The sequence below is a fragment of the Ruegeria sp. YKSD163 genome, from assembly GCF_059612905.1.
On the sequence record NZ_JBXWRM010000023.1, the window covers coordinates 17,277 to 39,264 of the forward strand.

Consider the following 21,988-nt stretch of genomic DNA (forward strand, 5'->3'; position numbering starts at 1 on the left):
ATTTGACGCGGGTGCAGCATCACGGGGAGTCCACATGAACTGGATCACGAATTACGTCCGGCCGCGGATCAACTCGATCTTCTCCCGGCGCGAAGTGCCCGAAAACCTCTGGCAGAAATGCGACGAGTGCGGGACGATGCTGTTCCACCGGGAGTTGGCGGATAACCTGAATGTCTGCACCCAATGCGGCCACCACATGCAGATCACGCCGCGCGCGAGGTTCCAGGCGCTGTTTGACGGCGGCATCTTTACAGAGGTCGAGGTACCCGAGCCGGTCGCCGACCCGCTGCATTTCCGCGACCAGAAGAAATATCCCGAACGGATGAAGGCGGCCCAGAAGGGCACCGGCGAGAAAGAGGCGATGCTGGTCGCCACCGGCGAGATCGGTCGCACACCGATCGTGGCCGCGGCGCAGGATTTCTCGTTCATGGGCGGTTCCATGGGCATGTATGTGGGCAACGCGATCATCGCGGCGGCGCAAAAGGCGGTTGACCTGAAGCGCCCTCTGATCCTGTTCTCGGCAGCTGGCGGCGCCCGCATGCAAGAGGGCATTCTGAGCCTGATGCAGATGCCGCGCACCACCGTGGCGGTGCAGATGCTGAAAGAGGCGGGCCTGCCCTATATCGTTGTACTCACCCATCCGACCACGGGCGGGGTGACCGCGTCCTATGCCATGCTGGGTGATGTGCATATCGCCGAGCCCAACGCGCTGATCTGTTTTGCCGGACCGCGCGTGATCGAACAGACCATCCGCGAAACACTGCCCGAAGGATTTCAGCGCGCCGAGTACCTGCTGGATCACGGCATGCTGGACCGGGTGATCAAGCGCACCGACCTGCGCGAAGAGCTGATCACCGTCACCCGCATGTTGCTGAACCTGCCGCCCGCGGTGCGCGGCGACCTGCCTGCGCCCGAGACGGCCACGCCCGTCAAGGCCGAAGAACAGCCTGCCCAGACCGCGAAACCGTCCAAATCATGACCAATCCCGGTTCCGACCTCATCCTCCAGCGGATGATGGCGCTGCACCCCAAGATCATTGATCTGACGCTGGATCGGGTCTGGCGCCTCTTGGCCGCGCTGGACAACCCGCAGGACCGTCTGCCGCCGGTGATCCATATCGCCGGAACCAATGGCAAGGGCTCGACCCAGGCGATGATCCGCGCCGGGATCGAGGGCGCCGGGCTGAGCGCGCATGCCTATACCTCGCCGCATCTGGCACGGTTTCACGAACGCATCCGGGTGGCCGGAGAGTTGATTTCGGAACCCGACCTGGTGGCGGTTCTGGACGAATGTTATGCCGCCAATGGCGGCGAGACGATCACCTATTTCGAGATCACCACCTGCGCCGCGCTACTGGCCTTTGCCCGCACGCCCGCCGATTACACCCTGCTCGAGGTCGGTCTTGGCGGCCGTCTCGACGCGACCAATGTGATCGCGCGCCCGGCACTGTCGATCATCACCCCGATCTCGATGGATCACGAACAGTTCCTTGGCGACACGCTGGCCAAGATCGCCGGCGAAAAGGCCGGGATCATCAAGCGCGGCGTGCCGGTTGTGGTTGGCCCCCAGCCCGACGAGGTGTTGGAGGTGATCGAAGCCACCGCCGCCCGACTCGGCGCCTCAGTGCTGGCCCATGGCCAGCACTGGCATGTGCGGCAGGAACGCGACCGCCTGATCTTCGAGGACGAGACCGGCCTGTGTGATCTGCCGCTGCCCAACCTGCTGGGTGCACACCAGATCGAGAATGCCGGTGCGGCGCTGGCCGCGCTGCGCCACTTGAACCTGGACGAGGCGGCCTGCGAGGCGGCGGTGACCAAAGCCATTTGGCCCGCCCGGATGCAGCGACTGAAGACCGGCCCACTGGTTCAATCCGCGCCCCAGGCCGAGCTCTGGCTTGACGGCGGTCACAACCCGGCCGCCGGCATCGCGCTGGCTGACCTGCTGGCCAGCCGGCCCGGCCGCCCCACACATCTGATCTGCGGCATGCTGAACACCAAGGACGTAACCGGTTATCTGCGCCCGCTCAGCGCCCAGGCGGGTAGCCTCACCGCCGTGTCGATCCCCGGCGAAGCGAACACCCTGACCGCCGATCAGACCGCCGAAGCCGCCCGGTCGGTGGGCCTCGCCGCGAGCACCGCGCCGGATGTCGCCACCGCGCTTGCCCGCATCGTCGAAATCGAGCCCGAGGCCCGCGTTCTGATCTGCGGCTCGCTTTACCTGGCCGGGAACATCCTGCGCGAGAACGGCTGAGAGCCAAGACGCGGCGGGAGAGGCGCTCTTGCCCGTCGTCAGCACCCTTGCTGTTCAAGAGAGGGGGCTTGGTTCCAGCCTAGTCGAGAACGTAGTTTACCGGTTCAAGTTTCGGGGGCACATCGCGACCCAGTGCGTTACAGACCGAGATCTCCATCACCCGGCACATGGCGCTGAGCGGCACCGAATTCGCCTGCTTGCGGAACGGATGTTCCAGTTCATGCGTGACCTCGGCAAATCCGAAGAAAACATAAGCCACCACCGCAGCCACCAAGGGTTCGAACCAACCGGCATCGTCGAGCAGGGCAAAGGGCAGAAGCAAGCAGTAGAGATAGGTCGTGCGCCAGACCAGCAGCGAATAGACAAAGGGCAGCGGTGTGGTCAGCAGCCGCTCGTTCCCTGCTTGGGCGATGGGAAAAGCAGCCAGCCGTTCGGCCAGAGCGCGCTGACCGAAGCCATTGATGCGCCCGTCTTCCGCCATCTCGTTCAGGCGGGTTGCGATGTCCTGTAGCGCGGCATTAGGCGGATTTGCATTCCGCATCAGCACCTCGGCCGCCTCTGCGCCAACCCAGTGCTGCAAGGTTTCAGTCACCTCATCACCGCGCAGCTGGGCGCGATGCAGATGATGAAAGGCCAGTATACGGGTCAGGATGAATTCTTCATCCGCCCCTTTGCCCGCAAATATCCGCAGCTCCTGCGCAAGGCTCCGTACATCCGAGACCATCCGTCCCCAGATTCGCCGCGCCTCCCACCAACGTTCATAAGCGGCGTTGTTCCGAAAACCGAGAAAGAGCGACAACGACAGACCAAAGACCCCCATCGCAGCAATCGAGATCTGCGGCATCGCGACAACATACCGATGCAGCATAAGGACCAGAAGCGCCCAGAGCGCGGAGCCAATGATGTTGGGCAGAATGCGCGGCACCACTGACCCGCTCACGATCAGGAAAATCTCTCGTCGACGGGGTGTTTCACGGACGATCATCGCCTGCCTGCCCCCAATCCTTGTCCTGCATTTCGCGCAGGCGCGAGGCGGTGCGCTCGAACTCGAACGTTCCTTCGCCCTCGACATAGAGCATTTCCGGCTCGGCGGCGGCAGAGCAAATCAACCGTACCCGCGCCTCGTAGAGCGCGTCGATCAGGGTGACAAAGCGTTTGGCCTCGTTGAAGTTGTTACGGCTCAGACGCGGGATGTCCTCGAGCACCAGAACCTTGACCGCCCCGGCAATGGCCAGATAGTCGCCCGGCCCAAGCATCCGCCCGCACAGGTCATAGAAACTGGCCCGCCCGATACCGTTGCGAAAGGCCGGCAGTTCCACGTCGCGACCAGTGACCTTGAGGATCAGCGGCGTACTTGCGCCCCCGGTCAGGTCGCGCCAGATCGCCTCGATCTCGCCACGCGCCGCAGGTCCGATAGGCGTGAAATAGACGCGGCTCCCTTCCAGTCGGTTCTGCCGGTAATCGGTGGGCGAGATCATCTCCCACACCCGCATCCGCTCCTTGATCAGCTCGATGAAGGGCAGGAACAGCTGCCGGTTCAGCCCGTCCTTGTAGAGGTCGTCGGGGATCCGGTTCGAGGTGGTCACCACCACCACGCCCGCCGCGAACAGCGCCTCGAACAGGCGTCCCACGATCATCGCGTCGGTGATATCGGTGATCTGCATCTCGTCGAACGCCAGCACCTTGACCGAGCGGATTACCGCATCGGCGACAGGGGCCAGCGCATCGGCCACGCCCTTGGCGCGCGCCTCGTGCATGCCCGCATGGATCTCCTGCATGAAGGCGTGGAAATGCACCCGGCGCACCGGCACCGTATTGCCCAGCGCCTCGACAAACAGATCCATCAGCATCGACTTGCCGCGCCCGACCCCGCCCCACAGGTAGAGGCCTCGCGGCGGCAGCGGCGCCTTGCGGAAAAGCCCGCGCTTTACTGGGGCGCTCAGCGCTTCGAAAATCCGGTCGAACTCTGCCAACGCCGCTTCTTGCGCGGTATCGGCATGCAGGGCGCCCTCGGCCACACGGGTGGCGTAAAGATCGGAAACAGCGGTCATTTTGCAGCCATACCCAACCAGCCCCGCCTTGAAAAGCGGCCCGCCCGGCGCGGGTCATCAATTTCCGTGAATGATGCGTCAAAAACTCCTGAATTGACGCCGCCGCGATTGGGCTTAGGGTCCGCCGGACAATACCACGGAGACTGCCATGGACCGTTCGGCCCGCCTGATCAATCCGATCCTGATCGTCAGCTGCGTCATCATCACCGTCAGCTTTGCGGTCCGGGCCTCGTTCGGCGTGTTCCAGATCCCGATCGCTGAGGAGTTCGGCTGGCTGCGCTCGGATTTTTCACTGGCCATCGCCATTCAGAACCTCGCCTGGGGCATCGGCCAGCCAATCTTTGGCGCCATCTCGGAAAAGATCGGCGACCGCAAGGCGATCTTCCTCGGTGCGCTCCTTTATGCTGGCGGCATGGTGCTCAGCGCCTGGTCGACCACACCGCTTGAGCATCAGATCTATGCCTGGGCGGTGGGTTTCGGCATCGCGGGCACCGGCTTTGGCGTGATCCTTGCCGTGGTCGCGCGGGCGTCAAGCGACGAGAACCGCTCGATGAGCCTCGCCCTCATCACCGCCGCAGGCAGCGTCGGACAGGTGATCGGCGCGCCCACGGCGGAATGGCTGCTGACCTTCCTGCCTTGGCAACAGGTGTTCATCGTCTTTGCGGTGGCTATTCTGGCGCTGGTGCTGACGCTGCCGATGCTGCGCGCGCCCGAACCCGCCAGTAAGGCAGAGCTGCAAGAAAGCATGGGCCAGATCCTGTCCCGCGCCTTTCGCGATCCGTCCTATACGCTGATCTTTCTGGGCTTTTTCAGCTGCGGCTATCAGCTCTCGTTCATCACCGCGCATTTCCCCGCCTTCGTGACCGAGATGTGCGGGCCGATCTTGCCCGGCGGCGTACTGCATTCGATGGGGATCACCACCACCTCGGCGCTGGGTGCGGTGGCGATCTCGCTGGTGGGGCTGGCCAATATCGCAGGCACCTTGACGGCGGGCTGGGCGGGCAAGCATTTCCCCAAGAAATACCTGCTTGCCGGTATCTACACCGCCCGGACCGTGATCGGAGCCGCATTCATCCTGCTGCCGATCACGCCCCTGTCGGTGATCCTGTTCTCGGTGGCAATGGGCTCGCTCTGGCTGGCCACCGTGCCGCTGACCTCGGGCCTTGTCGCGCACCTCTACGGGCTGCGCTACATGGGCACGCTCTATGGCATCATCTTCCTCAGCCACCAGCTGGGCGGGTTCCTCGGCGTCTGGCTCGGCGGGCGGATGTACGACCTTTATGGCGATTACACCATGGTCTGGTGGATCGGGGTGGGCGTCGGCGCCTTCAGCGCCATCGTCCACCTACCGATCCGCGAGAACAGGGCGCCGCTGCCCGCCTGATGGCGAGTGGCAGGGTCAGCCCTGCCACTTGTCCAGGATATAGCGGCTGGTCATCAGGTCCAGATGCGCGCCGCCGCCATTCTTGAACACGGTTATGTCGTCGCGCGACGCTTTGAAAGCGTCAAGATCGTAGTAATCCGCCACCACATCGGCGCGGGTGATCACGCCATCGGCCAGCGGCATCATCAGCTCGCCTATGTGGTTCACGGTGGTGTCGAAACTGTCGACAAAGATGCGCGCACGGCGCATCGCCTCGTCGTCGGCCTCGCGCATGTCGGGCCGATAGGCGCCGATCAGGTTCAGGTGCTGACCGGGACGCAGCCACTCGCCGCGAATGACCGGTTCGCTCGACATGGTGGCAGTGACGATGATGTCGGCCCGGTTCACCGCCGCGGCCAGGTCATCGACCACCTCCAGCCCGTCATACCGCGCCGCTACCTCCTCGGCCTTGGACCGTGTGCGGTTCCACATCTTCAGGGCCGCTTTGGGGAACCCTGCCCCAAACGCCTCGCACAGCGACAGCCCCACGGTGCCAGCGCCCACCACCAGCAGCTCGCGCGCGTCAGGGTCGGCCAGCCGCAGCGCCGCCAGCAGGCTGTCGCCCGCCGTCTTCCACTTGGTCACCAGGTGGAAATCCACCAGAGCCGACAGCGCCCCGTCATGGTCGCTGTAAAGATTCACCGCCCCGTTGATCATCGGATCGCCACGCTCGGGGTTGCGGGGAAAGATATTGGCGGTCTTGACCGCGATGCCCAGCCCGTCGATCCAGGCCGACCGCGTCAGCATCGTATCAGGATCGCGATACAGAAACGTATCGCCGATCTTCGCCTTGGGCAGGGTATGGCCATCGGCCAACGCCCGCGTCAGCTCCAGCCAGTCCAGCTTGGCTTCGCCCTCGGCAAAGGGAATATGGGGTATGCTCATGCGGCCTCTCCTTCGGTCAACAGCCCCTCGGCCACCAGGCGTGCGGCCCAGCCCTGAGGCCCGGTGAAATGATGTACCTGCCAACCGCGCATTCGTGCGGCATCGATATTCTCGACCCGGTCATCGGCGAATAGCAAGGTCCCGGGCGCCAGCCCGCAATCATCCTCGACCGCAGCATAGATCGGCGCGTGCGGCTTCACCAACTGCATCCGACCCGAGACATAGGCCCGGTCGAACTCGGTCAGGAACGGATAGACCGTGCAGGCATAGTCGAAATTCTGTACCCCGAAATTGGTCAGCGCAAAGACCGGCACGCCCTTGTTTCTGAGTGCCCTGAGCAGGCGCACCGAATGCGGGATTTCAGGCGACGCCAGTTCGATCCAGTTGTCGTGCCAGTCCCTGATCTGATCGCGCCATTCGGGGTATTTCTCGGCCCAGGCATAGATCGTATCGGTGAAATGATGGCCCTGATCGACCAGATCGTTCATCCCGTGCAGATCAACCTCGGCAAACATCTGCCGCCGTCGTTCCTCGCCCAGAACACGGTCGTAATATCGCTCGGGCTTCCACTCGATCAGCACATTGCCGATGTCGAAAATCACCGCCTCGATTGTCATCTGAAATCTCACTTGCCCTGAATGCATGCGGACCGGAGGTCCTGCGTCGGACTGAACCAAGAGCAGGCCGGATGATCAACCCGAAACATCCGCCCCAACCCGTGAAACGAAAAACCCCGGCTGCGCATGGCAGCCGGGGTTCGATCTGTTACAAGAGCGAGGTCGCTCAGAGGCCGGTCGACACGTCGATCGTGTTGCCCTCTTCGAGGGTCACATAGGCCTTTTTCACGTCTTTCCGCTTGCCCAGCTGGCCGCGGAACCGCTTGACCTTGCCCTTGGTGATGGTGGTGTTGACCGCCTTCACCTTGACACCAAACAGCGATTCAACCGCTTCCTTGATCTGCGGCTTGTTGCTGTCCATCGACACTTCGAACACCACGGCGCCGTTTTCGGATGCCATGGTCGATTTCTCGGTGATGATCGGCTTGCGGATCACGTCGTAATGTTGTGCTTTCGCGCTCATTTCAGACGAGCCTCCAGTGCTTCGACAGCCGCTTTGGTGAGCACCAGGGTGTCACGCTTGAGGATGTCATAGACGTTTGCGCCCATCGACGGCAGGATATCCAGACCTTCGATGTTGCGCGCGGCGCGGGCGAACCCTTCGTTGACCGCGGCGCCGTCGATGACCAGCGCGCGCTTCCAGCCCAGGTTTGCAACCTGCTTGGCCAGAGCTGCGGTCTTGCCTTCGGCATCGGCGTTCTCGATCACGACCAGCTCACCTGCCTTGGCCTTGGCCGACAGCGCGTGGCGAAGACCCAGCTTGCGGAACTTCTTGGTCAGGTCGTGGCCGTGCGACCGCGGGGTCGGACCCTTGTAGACGCCACCGTGACGGAAGGTCGGCGATTTGCGCGAGCCATGGCGTGCGCCACCGGTGCCCTTCTGGCGGTAGATCTTCTTGGTCGAGTAGCTGACTTCCGACTTGGTCAGAACCTTGTGGGTGCCGGCCTGCGCATTGTTGCGCTGCCAACGGACCACGCGGTGCAGGATGTCCGCACGCGGTTCCAGCCCGAACAGGGCCTCGTCCAGGTCGATGTCACCGGCCTTGGAGCCGTCGAGTTTGATCACATCGAGTTTCATGCTTCACCCCCTTCGGCGGGCGCTTCGGCAACAGGTGCTTCGGTTGCGGCCGATTTCACAGCAGCCGGGAAGGGCAGGCCTTCCGGTGCTTTCTTCTTGACGGCATCCTTGACGGTGACCCAGCCGGACTTCGGACCGGGCACGGCGCCCTTGATGAAGACCAGACCACGCTCGGCGTCGGTTTTCACGACTTCGAGGTTCTGGGTGGTGACACGGGCAGCACCCATGTGACCGGCCATCTTTTTGCCCTTGAACACGCGGCCCGGGTCCTGACACTGACCGGTAGAGCCGTGCGAACGGTGGCTGATCGACACGCCGTGCGAGGCGCGCAGACCACCGAAGTTGTGGCGCTTCATGGCACCGGCGAAACCCTTACCGATCGAGGTCCCCGACACGTCGACCTTCTGGCCGGTCAGGAAATGCTCGGCCGAGATCTCGGCGCCAACTTCGATCAGCGCGTCTTCGGACACGCGGAACTCGGCCAGCTTGCGCTTGGGCTCGACCTTCTGTGCGGCGAAATGGCCGCGCATGGCCTTGGACACGCGCTTGATCTTGGGAGTGCCTGCACCCAGCTGAACGGCGGTATAGCCATCCTTCTCGGTGGTGCGCTGGGCGACGACCTGCAGGTTGTCCAGCTGAAGAACGGTCACAGGGATCTGCTTGCCGTCTTCCATGAACAGCCGGGTCATGCCGACTTTCTTTGCGATAATACCGGAACGCATTTTCTACCCTCCGATCTTACGACTGCAGCTTGATCTCGACGTCCACGCCGGCGGCGAGGTCGAGCTTCATCAGCGCGTCCACCGTCTGCGGGGTCGGATCAACGATATCCAGGAGCCGCTTGTGGGTGCGGATCTCGAACTGGTCACGGCTTTTCTTGTCGACGTGAGGGCCACGGAGAACCGTGAACTTCTCGATCTTGTTCGGCAGCGGGATCGGGCCGCGCACTTGCGCGCCGGTCCGCTTGGCAGTGTTGACGATCTCTTGCGTGCTGGCGTCCAGAACGCGATAGTCAAATGCCTTCAGCCGGATACGGATATTTTGGCTTTGCATTGTCATGCCTTTTTGTCAGGCGTTGGGGTTGAGAGGAGGATCCGCGCGCATCGCGAACCCTCGTCGAACCCAAACGGCGGGAATCACCCCGCCGCCAAATTCTCATCGAGAACCCGCGCGCTATACTAGGGGTCGGGATGGCTGACAAGGGGTTTTGGCCCCCGGCGGCGGGATGCGGACGCTTTTCCCCCAAATACCACCCGCCAAGGGGATTGCCGGCCGGATATCAGCCCTGTGCATCCCTTTGCGCCGCGCGAATCTCGCGCTCCAGCGCGTCCAGAAACCGCGCGCGGTCGGCCTTGGAAAAGGGTTTGCCGCCACCGCCCGCGCCCAGCGGGTTGGCGGCGCGCAGGTCGGCCATCAGGTCGCGCATCGCCAGTTGCTGGCCGATATTGGCGGGGGTGAAGGCCTCGCCGTTGTGACGCAGCACCCGGGCGCCCGCCTCGACGCATTTGGCGGCCAGCGGGATATCCGAGGTGATCACCACATCGCCGCGCCCGGCGCGCTCGGCGATCCACATGTCGGCCACGTCCGGCCCGTCGGGCACGATCACGGTTTCGACCAGCGGATTTTGCGATGGGCGTAGCCCCCCGTTCGACACCACGGCCATGCGCAGCCGGTGCCGGGTGGCAACCCGCTCGGCCTCGGCCTTCACCGGACAGGCATCGGCATCGATATAAAGCGTTGTCATTTCTCTTTGGCCGAGGGTTTCTTGTCGGCGGTCTCGGCTTTGCCGTTCTTGCGCCTTACCTTGAACTCCTCGGGGATCGGCATCCGGTTGAACGCATCCAGACCGGCGGTGCGATAGGCCTCGGCCAGAGTCGGATAGTTGAACGTGTTCTGCACGAAATAGTCCACCGTGCCTTTCAGGTTCATCACCGCCTGGCCGATATGGATCAGCTCGGTCGCGCCCTCGCCCACGATCTGCACCCCCAGCACGCGACGGGTCTTGAGGCTCAGCAGCATCTTCAGCATACCATGTTCCAGCCCCATGATATGCCCGCGCGAGGTCTCGCGGAATCGCGCCACGCCCACCTCGTAGGGGATGCCGCGTTCCTGCAACTCTTCCTCTGACATGCCGCAGGTGGACATCTCGGGCACCGAATAGATGCCATAGGGGAACCAGGGGCTTTCCGGCAGGGTCGGCGTTTCCAGCGCATGACAGGCCGCGACCCGCCCCTGCTGCATCGAAGTCGAGGCAAGCGAAGGATGCCCGATCACATCGCCGGTGGCATAGATATGGGGTACCGACGTCTGATAGGTCTTGCGATCAACCGTGATCCGGTTGCGGTGATCGGTTTCCAGCCCCACCGCATCCAGGTTCAGGGCCGAGGTCGCGCCCATCCGACCAGCGGCGAACAGCAGCATCTCGGCCCGGATATGGCGGCCATTGGCCAGGCTGATCTCGATATGGCTGCCAGTATCCTCGATCTTCTCCACCGCAGAACCCAGCCGCAGATCGACACCGTTCTCGCGGATCTGATGAGTGAATTCCTGGATCAGGGTGCGGTCGATGAAGTCGAGAAAGGTCTCGCGCGGTTCGATCAGCGTCACCCGCACATCCAGCGCCGAGAACATGCTGGCATATTCGACCCCGATCACCCCGGCGCCGATCACGGCCAGCGAACGCGGGATCCGCTCCATCTCCAGAAAGTCGTCGCCATCGACCACCGTCTTGCCGTTGAAAGGGACGTAATCGGGGCGATAGGTCTTGGTTCCGGTGGCGATCAGGAACTTGGCGGCGGTCAGGCGCGTGGTATCGCCCGCCTCGGTCGCGACCTCGATCTCGTGCGGGCCGACAAAGCGGGCCAGCCCGTTCAGCGTGTCGATATGGTTGCGGTTGAACTGGTGCTCCAGCACGTCGACCTCGTAATCGAGCGTCATGTGCAGCCGCGCCTTGAGATCCTCGGCGCTGATCCGGTCCTTGACCCGGTAGGAGCGCCCGTAAAAGCTGCGCTCGCGCCAGCCTGACAGGTTCAGCACCGTTTCGCGCAGCGTCTTGGACGGGATGGTGCCGGTATGGACCGAGACACCGCCCAGCCGGTCCTTGCGGTCGATCACCAGCACCCGGCGTTTCAGCTTGCCCGCCTGGATCGCTGCGGCCCGGCCCGAGGGGCCGGAACCGATGATGATCAGGTCATAGTCGAACGTACTCATGCCGCCGCTCAATCGCGATAAAGCGCTTCGGCGTGGAATGACACGTGGTCTTCCATGAAACTGGAGACGAAGAAATAGGAATGATCATACCCCGGTTGCAGCCGCACCGTCGCCTGCTGGCGGCGTTCGGCGATGGCGGCGGCCAGCGCCTCGGGGCGGAGCAGGTCGATGAACTGATCGCTGGTGCCGGTGTCGATCAGGATCGGGCCATCAAAACCCGCCTGTTGCATCATCAGCGATGCGTCATGTTTCGCCCAGGCCGCCTCGTCCGAGCCCAGATAGGCGGTCAGCTGCTTGCGGCCCCAATCGCTGCCCGTCGGGTTGGAAATCGGCGCAAAGGCCGAGACCGAGCGATAGCGGCCCGGCAGGTTCATCGCCAGCGTCAGCGCCCCGTGCCCGCCCATGGAATGACCGGTGATCGCCTGCCGGGCGGGGTCGATGGCGAAATGTTCGGTCAGCAGCGCGGGCAGTTCCTCGGCCACGTAATCCCACATGCGGAAATGCGGCGCCCAAGGCTCTTGCGTCGCGTTCACATAGAACCCGGCTCCCTGACCCAGATCGTAATCCTCGTGATCCGCAACACCTTCGCCGCGCGGCGAGGTATCGGGAAAAACAAGGGCAATTCCCTGCTCGGCGGCCCAGCCTTGGGCGCCCGCCTTGACCATGGCGTTTTCATGGGTGCAGGTCAGACCCGACAGGTACCACAGCACCGGCACCGGGCCGTCCTTGGCCTCGGCCGGCAGGAACAGGCCAAAGGTCATGTCACAGCCGGTGGCAGTCGAGGCATGGCGATAGACCCCCTGAACTCCCCCGAAACAGGCGTTTTCCGAGACGGCTTCGATCATGACACGGTCCTTTCCCTCTGGTTTCACGCAATGGCTAGCGGTCTGGGGCTCAGAGGTAAAGCATGCTGGCCGATCCGCCCCGTCTTTTTGCGGCACTCGGCGGTGTCGCAGCGGCCCGCTTGACTTGTTCCGGACCTGCGCCTTTGATCGCGATCAACCGCAGGAGGCGACATGCAAAACCAATTCGACAAGGAACTTCAGGATCGGCTCGTCCGCTATGCCGCCATCGACAGCCAGAGCGACGAGACCGCGACCACCTCGCCTAGCACCGCCTGCCAGTTCGACATGCTGCACCTGCTGCGCGACGAGTTGACCGAGATGGGCGCGCAGGATGTGGAACTGACCGAGTACGGCGTCGTTTTGGCGACGATTCCGGGCACCGCACCGGGGCCGACCGTTGGGTTCCTTGCCCATGTGGACACCGCGCCGCAGTTCAACGCCAGCGGGGTCAAGCCGCGCGTGATCAGCGGCTATAACGGCGGCGACATCACCTTTCCCGACGATCCCGCTTTGGTGCTGTCGCCCGCCGAACACCCCTATCTGGCGGAAAAGATCGGTTATGACCTGATCACCGCCTCGGGCACCACGCTGCTGGGCGCCGATGACAAGGCGGGCGTGGCCATCATCATGACCATGGCGCGGCATCTGCTGAACAACCCCGATATCGCGCGCGGTCCGATCCGCGTGGCCTTTACCCCCGATGAGGAAATCGGTCACGGGGTGAGCGAGCGCCTGCCCGGCGATCTGCGTGCCGATTTCGCCTATACGCTGGATGGCGGGCAAGTGGGCGAGATCGAGTATGAGAGCTTCTCTGCCGACCGCGCGGTGGTGACGGTGACGGGCGTGTCGATCCATCCCGGCTGGGCCAAGGAGAAGATGGTCAATGCGATCCACCTTGCCTCGAAGATTGTACAAACCCTGCCACAGGCAACGATGACCCCCGAAACCACCGACGGGCGCGACGGCTTCATCCACGCCACCGATATGGAGGGCGGCTCGTCGGAAATGGTGATCAAGTTCATCCTGCGCGATTTCGAGCGGGACGGGCTGGCCGCCAAGGGAGAGCTGCTGCGCCAGGTCTGCGCCGCCGTGCAGGCGGGCGAGCCGCGCGCGACAATCAAATGCGAGATCTATCCGCAATACCGCAATATGCGCTATTGGCTGGAAAAGGACATGACACCCGTCGAGCTGGCCCGCGCGGCGGCCGAGGCCGAAGGGGTCGCGCCAATATCGGTACCGATCCGGGGCGGCACCGACGGCTCTCGCCTGACCGAAATGGGGGTGCCGACACCCAATGTCTTTACCGGCATGCAATGTATCCACGGACCGCTGGAATGGATTTCGGTGCAGGACATGGCAACCGCTACCCGCACCTGCCTGAGACTGGCGCAGATGGCGGCAAAGGGCTGAGGGGTGGTCATGGCAAGCGAACTTGAAACCGAGCGCGACAGGTTCGCAGCCAGCCACCCGGAAACGCGCCAGATCGTCAATGGTCGCGACTGGGGTCTGATCCGGGTGGGGCAAAGCGGCCCTGCGCTGGTGCTGATCCCCGGCACGCTGGGCCGGGCCGATATCTTCTGGCAACAGATCACGGCGCTGTCGGATCAGGCGCGCATCCTTGCGGTCAGCTATCCTTCCTCGGGCGGGATCAGCGATTGGGCCGCGGATCTGGCGCAGATGATCGCGGATGCCGGAATACAGGGCGCGACCGTGCTCGGCTCGTCGCTGGGCGGCTATCTGGCACAGTATCTGACTGCCACCGAACCGGCGCTGTGCGGCGGGCTGGTGGCGGCCAACACGCTGGCCTCGGTTCGCGGGATCGACCAGGTGCCGCCCTATGCGCTGGACCTTGCCACCACGCCAATCGACGACCTGCGCGCGGGGTTCGAGGCCGGGCTGAGCACTTGGCAGGCACCCGACCACCCCTATCGCGATCTGGCGCCGCTCTTGCTGCAAGAGGTGCGCACACGCATTCCGGAAGGCGAATTGCGCGCGCGATTGCAGGCGCTGAAAACCGCACCCGACCTGCCCGCGCAAAGCCTGCCCCGCGACCGCATCTTTACGGTTCAAAGCGATGACGACCACCTGATCGCCCCACCAATGCGCGAGGGCCTGCGCGCCGCGCTGGATCCTGTTCGCGCCTACAGGTTCCGGGCGGCCAGCCACTTTCCCTATGTCACCCGTCCCGACGCCTATGCCGCGTTGCTGCGCGAGGTGCTGGGCCTGCCGGCTGGCCAAACGATCTGGCCCGCCGGAGAGGAGAGCCTGATATGAGGATCATATCCGCCGAAGAAATCCGCCAGCACCTGTCGATGCGCGACGCGATCGAGGTGGTGGAACAGACGATGATCCGGGTCTCGGCCGGGCAGGCCAACCTGCCGCTGCGCACGGTGATAGATATCGACGGCACCAACCGGCTGGGCGTGATGCCCGGCGCGCTGAGCGATCCGACGCTCTATGGCATCAAGGTCCTCAGCCTGTTTCCCGGCAACCCCGCCAAGGGGCTCAGCTCGCATATCGGTACGGTGCTGCTGTTCGATGCCGAGACCGGGAAGCCCCGCGCGGCACTGGATGCCGATGCGATCACCGCGATCCGCACCGCCGCCGCAACCGCGGTGGCAACGCGGGCGCTGGCCCGGTCTGACGCACGGGTGCTGGCGCTGATCGGCACGGGCGAACAGGCTGAAAGCCATATCGAGGCGCTGACGCTGGTTCGCGAGATTGCCGAGATCCGGGTTGCCGGGCGCAACCCCGAGCGCGCCGACGCATTTGCCCGGCGCATGGCCGATCATTATCCCGGCATCACGTTCACCGCTGCCACCGATGCCGAACAGGCGGTCAGCGGGGCCGATATCGTCTGCACGCTTACGTCTTCGCCCTCGGTGGTTCTGCATGGCGACTGGATCGGGCCGGGCGCGCATGTGAACGCGGTCGGCGCCTCGATCCCCTCGATGCAGGAAATCGACGAAACGCTGCTGCTGAAATCCGAGCTGTTCGTCGATTACCGCCCCTCGGCCTTTGCCCAGGCGCGCGAGATCAACTCGGCGCTGGAAACGGGCGCGATGACCGAGACGCATGTCAGGGGCGAGATCGGAGAAGTGCTCTCGGGCAAGGTTCCGGGGCGCTCCGGCGCCGATGCGATCACACTCTACCGTTCGCTTGGCATCGCGGCGCAGGATCTGGCCTGCGCCGATCATGTTTGCCGCGCCATCGGCTAGCAGACGCCCATCTGGCCGCGACATAGCCGGTATTCGCAGCATTCACGCCGTCAGGCATGGACAAATGCGCCTCTCTTCGTTAGATGGCCCAATCTTTGCGCCGGGGTGAGTCCCGCGCCCTATTGGACATTCCCCTGATGACTTCCCCCCTTCTCGATGCCCTCGCCGAGCGCGGCTTCGAAACGCTGACCGATGTACAACAGGCGGTCACCGACCCCGCGTTGGCCAGCGCCGACCTGCTTGTCTCGGCCCGGACCGGATCGGGCAAGACCGTGGGCTTTGGCCTGGCCATCGCCCCCACCCTGCTGGGTGAGGCCGAAACACTGGGCCCGCCTGCAGCACCGCTGGCGCTGGTCGTGGCCCCCACCCGCGAACTGGCCTTGCAGGTCAGCCGCGAGCTGACATGGCTCTTTGCCAAGACCGGCGGGCGCATCGCCACCTGTATCGGCGGCATGGATGCCCGCACCGAGCGCCGGGCGCTGGAACGCGGCGCCCATATCGTCGTCGGCACGCCGGGGCGCCTGCGCGACCACATCACGCGCGGCGCGCTTGATCTGGCCGATATCCGCGCCGTGGTGCTGGACGAGGCCGACGAGATGCTTGACCTCGGCTTTCGCGAGGACTTGGAATTCATGCTGGGTGAGGCGCCCGAAGACCGCCGCACCCTGCTGTTCTCGGCAACGGTCTCTCCCGCTATCGCGGAACTGGCCAAGACTTATCAGCGCCAGGCTGCGCGCATTTCGACCCTGGGCGGCGAACGCCAGCATGCCGATATCTCTTATCAGGCGGTGCAGGTTTCGGGCGGCGACGGTGAACACGCCATCATAAACCTGCTCAGGTTCCACGATGCGCCCACCGCCATAGTCTTTGCCAATACCCGTGCCGCCGTGGCGCGGCTGACCGCGCGTCTGGCCAATCGCGGCTTTGCCGTGGTCAGCCTGTCGGGAGAGCTGAGCCAGGACGAGCGCAGCCATGCGCTGCAGGCCATGCGCGACGGACGGGCCCGCGTCTGCGTTGCCACCGACGTGGCCGCGCGCGGCATCGACCTGCCCAACCTCGACCTGGTGATCCATGCCGATCTGCCGACCAACACCGAAGGGCTCTTGCACCGGTCGGGCCGCACCGGACGCGCCGGGCGCAAGGGGATCTCTGCGCTGATCGTGCCGGACAAGATTTCCAAAAAAGCGTCGCGCCTGCTGAAATGGGCCAAGATCGAGGCCGAATGGACCCAGGCCCCCACGCCCGAGGACATTCTTGCCAAGGACGAGGCGCGGCTCCTCTCCGATCCGCTCTGGACCGATCCGGTAGAGGACGAGGAAACCCGCATCGCCGCAGGCCTGATGGAACAATTCACGCCCGAACAGATCGCGGTGGCCTGTCTGCGTCTTTACCGTGCCGGGTTGACCGCGCCCGAGGAACTGAACCAGCCTCCCGCGCGCGGCGCTCCGTCGGCTGCGGCAAGTTTCGGCCCGTCGCGCTGGATCTCGCTCTCGGTCGGACGCGAACAGCGGGCCGAACCGCGCTGGCTGCTGCCGCTGTTGTGCCGGGCCGGCAATCTGGAGAAAAGCCAGATCGGCAAGATCACCATGCAGGCGCAGGAAACCCATGTGGAACTGGCCGAAGCGGCGGTTCAGGGGTTCCTCGACCAGATCGGCCCGTCCGGTGTTGTCGAGGGTGAGATCACCGCGCGACTGCTCGATAGCCCTCCCGCCGACACTCCGCGTGCACGCGCGCCCAAGAAGAGCCGAGACCGTGATTTCGAGCGGCCTGCTCCAAGAACACCGCGCGCGCCCAGAACGGAAACCGCATCTGAAGCTTCGCATGATGTCCGGGCCCAAGACTGGACGGAAGCGAAAAATCCTGTCTCCGAACCTGCGGCACCCCGGAGCAAGCCAAAGCCGGATACCGGGACCAGGGACAAGGGCGCGAGGCCTGCAAGGGCCGTGACATCCAAGCTATCGAAACCGGCGCACGCTCGACAAAAGCCGGCGGAAAAGACGGATCAAGCGCCCAAGCGTTCGTCCAAATTCAGCAGCCCCAAAGCGTTCCGCCCAGCGCGAACTGACGATGCGAAACCGCGCCAATCAGAGAGCAGTCAGGGTGAAAAACGCTATCGTGCAGATGCGCCCAAGGGCGCCAAACCCTTTCGTTCGGACAAGCCGCAGGGCGGTGGAGACAGACCCAATCGCTCGGACAAACCGCAGGGCGGCGTAAAGCCTTACCGGTCTGACAGATCGGATCCCGGCAAGTCGTTTCGCGCTAAGAAAACCGAAACAGGAAAGCCTGCCCGCCAAGGTAAACCGTTTGCACGTCCAGCGGGAAAGCCGTTGAACAAGGGTGGTGACGCACCGCCGCGCCGCAAGAAATGACGACAGCACCCGCCGACGACAGTCGGCGGGTGATCAGAGCTCTATGTCGGGAAGGCTGTCAAACGCCGATTTCAGGGCCGTACCCCAACCCGAGGAAATAGCCTGGAAATAAGGGTCGTCGGCGTCGATACGGCGGGACAGACCACGCACGCAGCTGCCTTCCTCGTAGAGTTGCAGGTCCAGCGGCAGACCCACCGAAAGGTTGGCCTTTATGGTCGAATCGAAACTTACCAGCAGCAGCTTGACCGCCGCCTCGAAACTCATGTCCGGCTCGTAGGCGCGCACCAGGATCGGGCGACCATACTTGGTCTCGCCGATCTGGAAATAGGGCGTGTCCTCGCCCGCTTCGATGAAATTCCCCTCGGGGTAGATCAGGAACAGGCGCGGCGGGCTACCTGCAATCTGCCCCCCTACGATCAGGGTCGCGTTGAAGGCCGCATCCGCCCGCTGCCCCTCTTCCGAATTCGAGGCAATCACCTCACGCAGGGTCTGACCGACCAGTTGCGCCACCTGGAACATGGTTGGCACCTCCATGATCGACGGTTTGCGATCGGCGGGTGCTTTGGTGCGTTCCTCTAGGATCGAAATCACCGACTGCGTGGTCGCCAGGTTGCCTGCGGTCAGGACGGTAATGCAGCGCTCGCCCGGGTTCTCGAAGGTGGACATCTTGCGAAAGGTCGAGATGTTGTCGACACCGGCATTGGTGCGCGTGTCTGACATGAAGAGAAGCCCGCGTTCGAGCCGCATCCCTACGCAATATGTCATCGCATGCCTTTACTGCTGCTGGACCTGAACCTGCACCGAAAGCGCCTCGCCTGCGGTGCCGAATCGTGTTCCAGATACCGGAGCAGCCTCGGCATAGTCCAGACCGGTCGCGGCCCTGACATATCGAGTGTCGGGGGAAATGCCGTTCGAGACATCAAAACCGACCCATCCAAGCCCTTCGATCCAGGCCTCGGCCCAGGCGTGGGTTGCTTCCTGGTCGATGCGATCGTTCATCATCAGGTAACCGGACACGTAGCGGGCCGGAACATCCAGATGCCGGCAGCAAGCGATGAAGACATGGGAATGGTCCTGACACACGCCATGCCCGGCATCCAGCACGTTTTCCGCGCTCCAGCCGACATCGGAACGTCCGGTCTCATAGGTCACCGCCGCGCGGATCGCTGCCGAAAGACCATGCAGCCAGGCAAGGCTTCCGGGTTCACCCTCGACACCGCTTGCCAGGCGACGCACCAGCGGCCCGGCACGGGTGACATCGGTCGAACGCAGAAACATCCACATCGGCATGAACCCACCATGCTGGCCGATCACGCCATGGTTGTCCTCTACCTCTACCGTCCCTTCGCAGTGCACCGTGATCTCGGTCGTGCCCGCGTCGAAACTGATCAGATCGACCGTATTGTGGTGCTGGTCCTCGAAGCTCAGCTGCTTCTGGCCACCCTCCACACGTACCGTCCAGTCAAGGACCGTCTGTCCATGCCCGGTCTTGGGTGTCAAGCGCAGCTGTTGCAGGGCATAGGGCACCGGCTCATCATATGTGTAGTGGGTGGTATGATTGATCTTGAGGCGCATGGGTCAGTTATAGAACCTGTAATCGATTTCCGTCTGGCCACCGAGAGCGGATAGCGACTTGAGGAAATCGGTGATGAACTCGTGCAGCCCCATTTCGATGATTTCATCGATGTCACGGGACATGGTGTGATCGGCCAGCTGGTCGCACATCGAATGACAGCGCAGCCGCACGCCGTAGTCGTCCGCCAGATAACCAAGGTTCGACCGTATCTTGTCGACGCAGAATGCGAGACTGCGCGGCATGCGGCGGTCAAGGATCAGGAACTGGGCGATCTCGCGCGGGCGAGGGTCTTGGCCAAAGGTCATGTGAAATCCGCCCTCGGCGGAAACAGACCGCAAGATCGTCTGCCATTGCACGTTGTCCAAAGAACTGCCCACCGAAACGACCGAAGGCAGCAGCACATAGTATTTCACATCAAGGATTCGCGCGGTGTTGTCCGCACGTTCGATGAAGGTGCCGATCCTGGCAAAATCGTAGATGTCATTGCGAAGCATCGTGCCGTGCATCGCCCCGCGCACAAAGGCCGAGCGTTGGCGGATCAGGGTCAGAACATCGGGCAGATCACGCTCAGGTACCTTGCGCTTCAGGGCCTCTTTCAACGTCATCCAGTTTTCGTTGACGCTTTCCCAGGCCTCTCGCGTCAATGCGGTCCGCACCGTCTTGCCGTTGTTGCGCGCGGCTTCGGCCATATTGAGCACAGACGAGGGGTTGTCCTTGTCCCGCAGCATCCAGTCTATGGCGCCGTCACGGGTGACCTCCGGGCCATGGGTTTCGACATAACCGGCATATGCGCCGGCCGATTGCAGCACACTGGTCCATTCGTCGTCGACCGAACCGGACCTGGTAAGCGCGATGCGCTGGCCTGCCTCGATCAGGCGCGCGGTATTCTCGGAGCGCTCGAGATAGCGGAACATCCAGAAGAGCCCGCCGGCGGTCTTTCCCAGCATGTTCTAGTCCTCCAGCACCCAGGTATCCTTGGTGCCGCCGCCCTGCGACGAGTTCACCACCAGACTGCCCCGTTTCAGCGCCACACGGGTCAGCCCACCGGGGGTGATATCGACCCCCTGCGGCGATACCAGCACGAAGGGGCGCAGATCGACATGGCGCGGCGCCAATCCCGCCTTGGTAAAGATCGGGACAGTCGACAGAGACAAGGTCGGCTGGGCGATATAGTTGCCCGGATTGGCTTTCAGCTTCTTTCGGAACTCGCTCACCTCGCGCTTGGAGGCGGTGGGACCGATCAGCATTCCATAGCCGCCCGACCCGTGCACTTCTTTCACCACCAGCTCGGTCAGGTTGTCCAGCACATAGGCCAGGCTGTCAGGTTCGTTGCAGCGCCACGTCGGCACATTCTTAAGCAGTGCCTTTTCCCCTGTATAGAACTCGACGATATCCGGCATGTATGAATAGATTGCCTTGTCATCGGCGATCCCTGTCCCCGGGGCATTGGCGATGGTTATGCCGCCAGCGCGGTAAACATCCATGATGCCAGGTATGCCCAAAGCCGAGTCGGGGCGGAAATTGAGAGGGTCGAGAAAATCGTCATCTACCCGTCGATACAAGACATCAATGGTCTTGTATCCACGGGTCGTGCGCATCGCCACGCGCCCGTCAATCACCCGCAGGTCGTGCCCCTCGACCAGTTCCACACCCATCTTGTCAGCAAGGAAGCTGTGTTCGTAATAGGCCGAGTTGTAGATGCCCGGCGTCAGCACCGCGACGGTGGGCTTTTCCGAGGCGGAGGCGGGCGCACATGCCGAGAGCGATCGGCGCAGTTGCCGGGGATAGTTCTGTACTGCTTGCACCCGGTTCTGCGAAAACAGCTCGGGAAACATGTGCAGCATGGTTTCCCGGTTCTCCAGCATATAGCTGACGCCCGAGGGGGTGCGCGCATTATCCTCAAGCACAAAGAACTCGTCCGGGCCCGTCCGCACCAAGTCTATACCGACGATATGGGTGTACACTCCGCCCGGTGGCGAGACCCCGATCATCTGCGGCAAGAATGCTTCATTGCGCGAGATCATCTCGGCTGGCAAACGGCCCGCCCGCACGATCTCCTGGCGGTGATAAATGTCATGCAGAAAGGCGTTGATCGCGCGGACCCGCTGTTCGATCCCGCGCGCCAGCCGCGACCATTCGCGACCAGAAATGATACGCGGAATGATATCGAAGGGGATCAATCGCTCTGCGGCCTCGGCACGTCCGTATACGTTGAAAGTGATGCCGGTCAGACGGAACAGCCGTTCAGCCTCTGCCTGTTTCTTGCGCAGGCGACCCGGATCCTCTTGCTCGAACCAGCCGTTGAAATCGGAATAGGCCTCGCGCAGCGCGCCGTCCCGACCCCACATTTCATCAAAGATCGCGTTTTCCATGCAAGCAAGTCTAGGCAGGTCAAGGGAAAACACAATCTCCGTTTTTCGGTCAATGGCACCGTCATGGGCGTCTGCCCAATAACAGTGCAATCTTA

The 21,988-nt window shown here is 63.3% G+C and carries 22 protein-coding genes; 7 read left to right on the plus strand and 15 right to left on the minus strand.

Annotation, left to right across the window (positions count from 1 at the left end; translation table 11 throughout):
* The first annotated feature begins 34 nt into the window (after positions 1 to 34).
* Positions 35 to 979 carry an acetyl-CoA carboxylase, carboxyltransferase subunit beta gene (accD, locus tag AC2FNA_RS20975; RefSeq protein WP_234145806.1) on the plus strand — a complete coding sequence of 315 codons (945 nt, stop codon included), beginning with the start codon at positions 35 to 37 and terminating at the stop codon, positions 977 to 979.
* Positions 976 to 2,250 (plus strand): bifunctional folylpolyglutamate synthase/dihydrofolate synthase, encoded by a 1,275-nt coding sequence (locus AC2FNA_RS20980; RefSeq protein WP_496829916.1) that lies wholly within the window; start codon positions 976 to 978, stop codon positions 2,248 to 2,250. Before accD ends, AC2FNA_RS20980 begins: the two co-directional genes overlap by 4 nt.
* A 79-nt stretch (positions 2,251 to 2,329) precedes the next feature.
* On the opposite strand, the gene AC2FNA_RS20985 is transcribed toward AC2FNA_RS20980, so the two are convergent.
* Both AC2FNA_RS20985 and zapE read right to left on the minus strand, forming a co-directional pair.
* A complete protein-coding gene (locus AC2FNA_RS20985) occupies positions 2,330 to 3,235 on the minus strand; it encodes a bestrophin family protein (RefSeq protein ID WP_496829918.1) in 906 nt (301 codons plus the stop codon).
* A complete protein-coding gene (gene zapE, locus AC2FNA_RS20990; RefSeq protein ID WP_496829920.1) occupies positions 3,222 to 4,301 on the minus strand; it encodes a cell division protein ZapE in 1,080 nt (359 codons plus the stop codon). The genes AC2FNA_RS20985 and zapE overlap by 14 nt, the downstream gene beginning before the upstream one ends.
* 148 nt (positions 4,302 to 4,449) lie before the next feature.
* Between zapE and AC2FNA_RS20995 the strand changes: the two genes are divergently transcribed.
* Positions 4,450 to 5,685: an MFS transporter gene (locus tag AC2FNA_RS20995; RefSeq protein WP_496829922.1), complete on the plus strand. Its 1,236-nt coding sequence runs from the start codon at positions 4,450 to 4,452 to the stop codon at positions 5,683 to 5,685.
* Positions 5,686 to 5,700: 15 nt separating this feature from the next.
* On the opposite strand, the gene AC2FNA_RS21000 is transcribed toward AC2FNA_RS20995, so the two are convergent.
* The 9 genes from AC2FNA_RS21000 to fghA form a co-directional block, all read right to left on the minus strand.
* Positions 5,701 to 6,609, minus strand: coding sequence for an ornithine cyclodeaminase family protein (locus AC2FNA_RS21000; protein WP_496829924.1), 909 nt, complete (start codon positions 6,607 to 6,609; stop codon positions 5,701 to 5,703).
* A complete protein-coding gene (locus AC2FNA_RS21005; RefSeq protein WP_496829926.1) occupies positions 6,606 to 7,226 on the minus strand; it encodes an HAD family hydrolase in 621 nt (206 codons plus the stop codon). Before AC2FNA_RS21005 ends, AC2FNA_RS21000 begins: the two co-directional genes overlap by 4 nt.
* A gap of 166 nt (positions 7,227 to 7,392) precedes the next feature.
* Positions 7,393 to 7,689 carry a 50S ribosomal protein L23 gene (locus AC2FNA_RS21010; RefSeq protein WP_496829928.1) on the minus strand — a complete coding sequence of 99 codons (297 nt, stop codon included), beginning with the start codon at positions 7,687 to 7,689 and terminating at the stop codon, positions 7,393 to 7,395.
* Positions 7,686 to 8,303 (minus strand): 50S ribosomal protein L4, encoded by a 618-nt coding sequence (gene rplD, locus AC2FNA_RS21015; protein ID WP_496829930.1) that lies wholly within the window; start codon positions 8,301 to 8,303, stop codon positions 7,686 to 7,688. Before rplD ends, AC2FNA_RS21010 begins: the two co-directional genes overlap by 4 nt.
* Complete coding sequence (rplC, locus tag AC2FNA_RS21020) at positions 8,300 to 9,025, minus strand: 50S ribosomal protein L3 (RefSeq protein WP_011049497.1); 726 nt, start codon at positions 9,023 to 9,025, stop codon at positions 8,300 to 8,302. The genes rplD and rplC overlap by 4 nt, the downstream gene beginning before the upstream one ends.
* A gap of 16 nt (positions 9,026 to 9,041) precedes the next feature.
* A complete protein-coding gene (rpsJ, locus tag AC2FNA_RS21025; RefSeq protein WP_005621947.1) occupies positions 9,042 to 9,356 on the minus strand; it encodes a 30S ribosomal protein S10 in 315 nt (104 codons plus the stop codon).
* A 226-nt stretch (positions 9,357 to 9,582) separates the two neighbouring features.
* Positions 9,583 to 10,047 carry a YaiI/YqxD family protein gene (locus tag AC2FNA_RS21030; protein WP_496829932.1) on the minus strand — a complete coding sequence of 155 codons (465 nt, stop codon included), beginning with the start codon at positions 10,045 to 10,047 and terminating at the stop codon, positions 9,583 to 9,585.
* Positions 10,044 to 11,513 (minus strand): Si-specific NAD(P)(+) transhydrogenase, encoded by a 1,470-nt coding sequence (gene sthA, locus AC2FNA_RS21035; protein WP_496829934.1) that lies wholly within the window; start codon positions 11,511 to 11,513, stop codon positions 10,044 to 10,046. Before sthA ends, AC2FNA_RS21030 begins: the two co-directional genes overlap by 4 nt.
* 8 nt (positions 11,514 to 11,521) lie before the next feature.
* The gene (fghA, locus tag AC2FNA_RS21040; protein ID WP_496829984.1) at positions 11,522 to 12,355 is read right to left on the minus strand and encodes an S-formylglutathione hydrolase; all 834 of its coding nucleotides are present in this window, start codon (positions 12,353 to 12,355) and stop codon (positions 11,522 to 11,524) included.
* A 174-nt stretch (positions 12,356 to 12,529) separates the two neighbouring features.
* Between fghA and pepT the strand changes: the two genes are divergently transcribed.
* From pepT to AC2FNA_RS21060, 4 genes are all read left to right on the plus strand, one after another.
* Positions 12,530 to 13,768 carry a peptidase T gene (pepT, locus tag AC2FNA_RS21045; protein ID WP_496829936.1) on the plus strand — a complete coding sequence of 413 codons (1,239 nt, stop codon included), beginning with the start codon at positions 12,530 to 12,532 and terminating at the stop codon, positions 13,766 to 13,768.
* Positions 13,769 to 13,777: 9 nt separating this feature from the next.
* The gene (locus AC2FNA_RS21050; protein WP_496829938.1) at positions 13,778 to 14,632 is read left to right on the plus strand and encodes an alpha/beta fold hydrolase; all 855 of its coding nucleotides are present in this window, start codon (positions 13,778 to 13,780) and stop codon (positions 14,630 to 14,632) included.
* Positions 14,629 to 15,576 carry an ornithine cyclodeaminase family protein gene (locus tag AC2FNA_RS21055; RefSeq protein WP_496829940.1) on the plus strand — a complete coding sequence of 316 codons (948 nt, stop codon included), beginning with the start codon at positions 14,629 to 14,631 and terminating at the stop codon, positions 15,574 to 15,576. Before AC2FNA_RS21050 ends, AC2FNA_RS21055 begins: the two co-directional genes overlap by 4 nt.
* Before the next feature lie 137 nt (positions 15,577 to 15,713).
* Positions 15,714 to 17,945 carry a DEAD/DEAH box helicase gene (locus AC2FNA_RS21060; protein ID WP_496829942.1) on the plus strand — a complete coding sequence of 744 codons (2,232 nt, stop codon included), beginning with the start codon at positions 15,714 to 15,716 and terminating at the stop codon, positions 17,943 to 17,945.
* Between the two features lie 33 nt (positions 17,946 to 17,978).
* Here the strand turns inward: AC2FNA_RS21060 and AC2FNA_RS21065 are convergent, their stop codons facing one another.
* Genes AC2FNA_RS21065 through AC2FNA_RS21080 form a run of 4 tightly spaced genes read right to left on the minus strand, consistent with a single transcriptional unit; the run spans position 17,979 to position 21,893 of the window.
* On the minus strand, positions 17,979 to 18,710 hold the full coding sequence (locus tag AC2FNA_RS21065; RefSeq protein WP_496829944.1) for a proteasome-type protease: 732 nt from the start codon (positions 18,708 to 18,710) through the stop codon (positions 17,979 to 17,981).
* 9 nt (positions 18,711 to 18,719) lie between these two features.
* Positions 18,720 to 19,520, minus strand: a complete 801-nt coding sequence (locus AC2FNA_RS21070) for a transglutaminase family protein (protein ID WP_234145796.1) — start codon at positions 19,518 to 19,520, stop codon at positions 18,720 to 18,722.
* Positions 19,521 to 19,523: 3 nt separating this feature from the next.
* Positions 19,524 to 20,468 (minus strand): alpha-E domain-containing protein, encoded by a 945-nt coding sequence (locus AC2FNA_RS21075; protein ID WP_496829946.1) that lies wholly within the window; start codon positions 20,466 to 20,468, stop codon positions 19,524 to 19,526.
* A gap of 3 nt (positions 20,469 to 20,471) precedes the next feature.
* Positions 20,472 to 21,893 carry a circularly permuted type 2 ATP-grasp protein gene (locus tag AC2FNA_RS21080; protein ID WP_496829948.1) on the minus strand — a complete coding sequence of 474 codons (1,422 nt, stop codon included), beginning with the start codon at positions 21,891 to 21,893 and terminating at the stop codon, positions 20,472 to 20,474.
* Between the last annotated feature and the right edge of the window lie 95 nt (positions 21,894 to 21,988).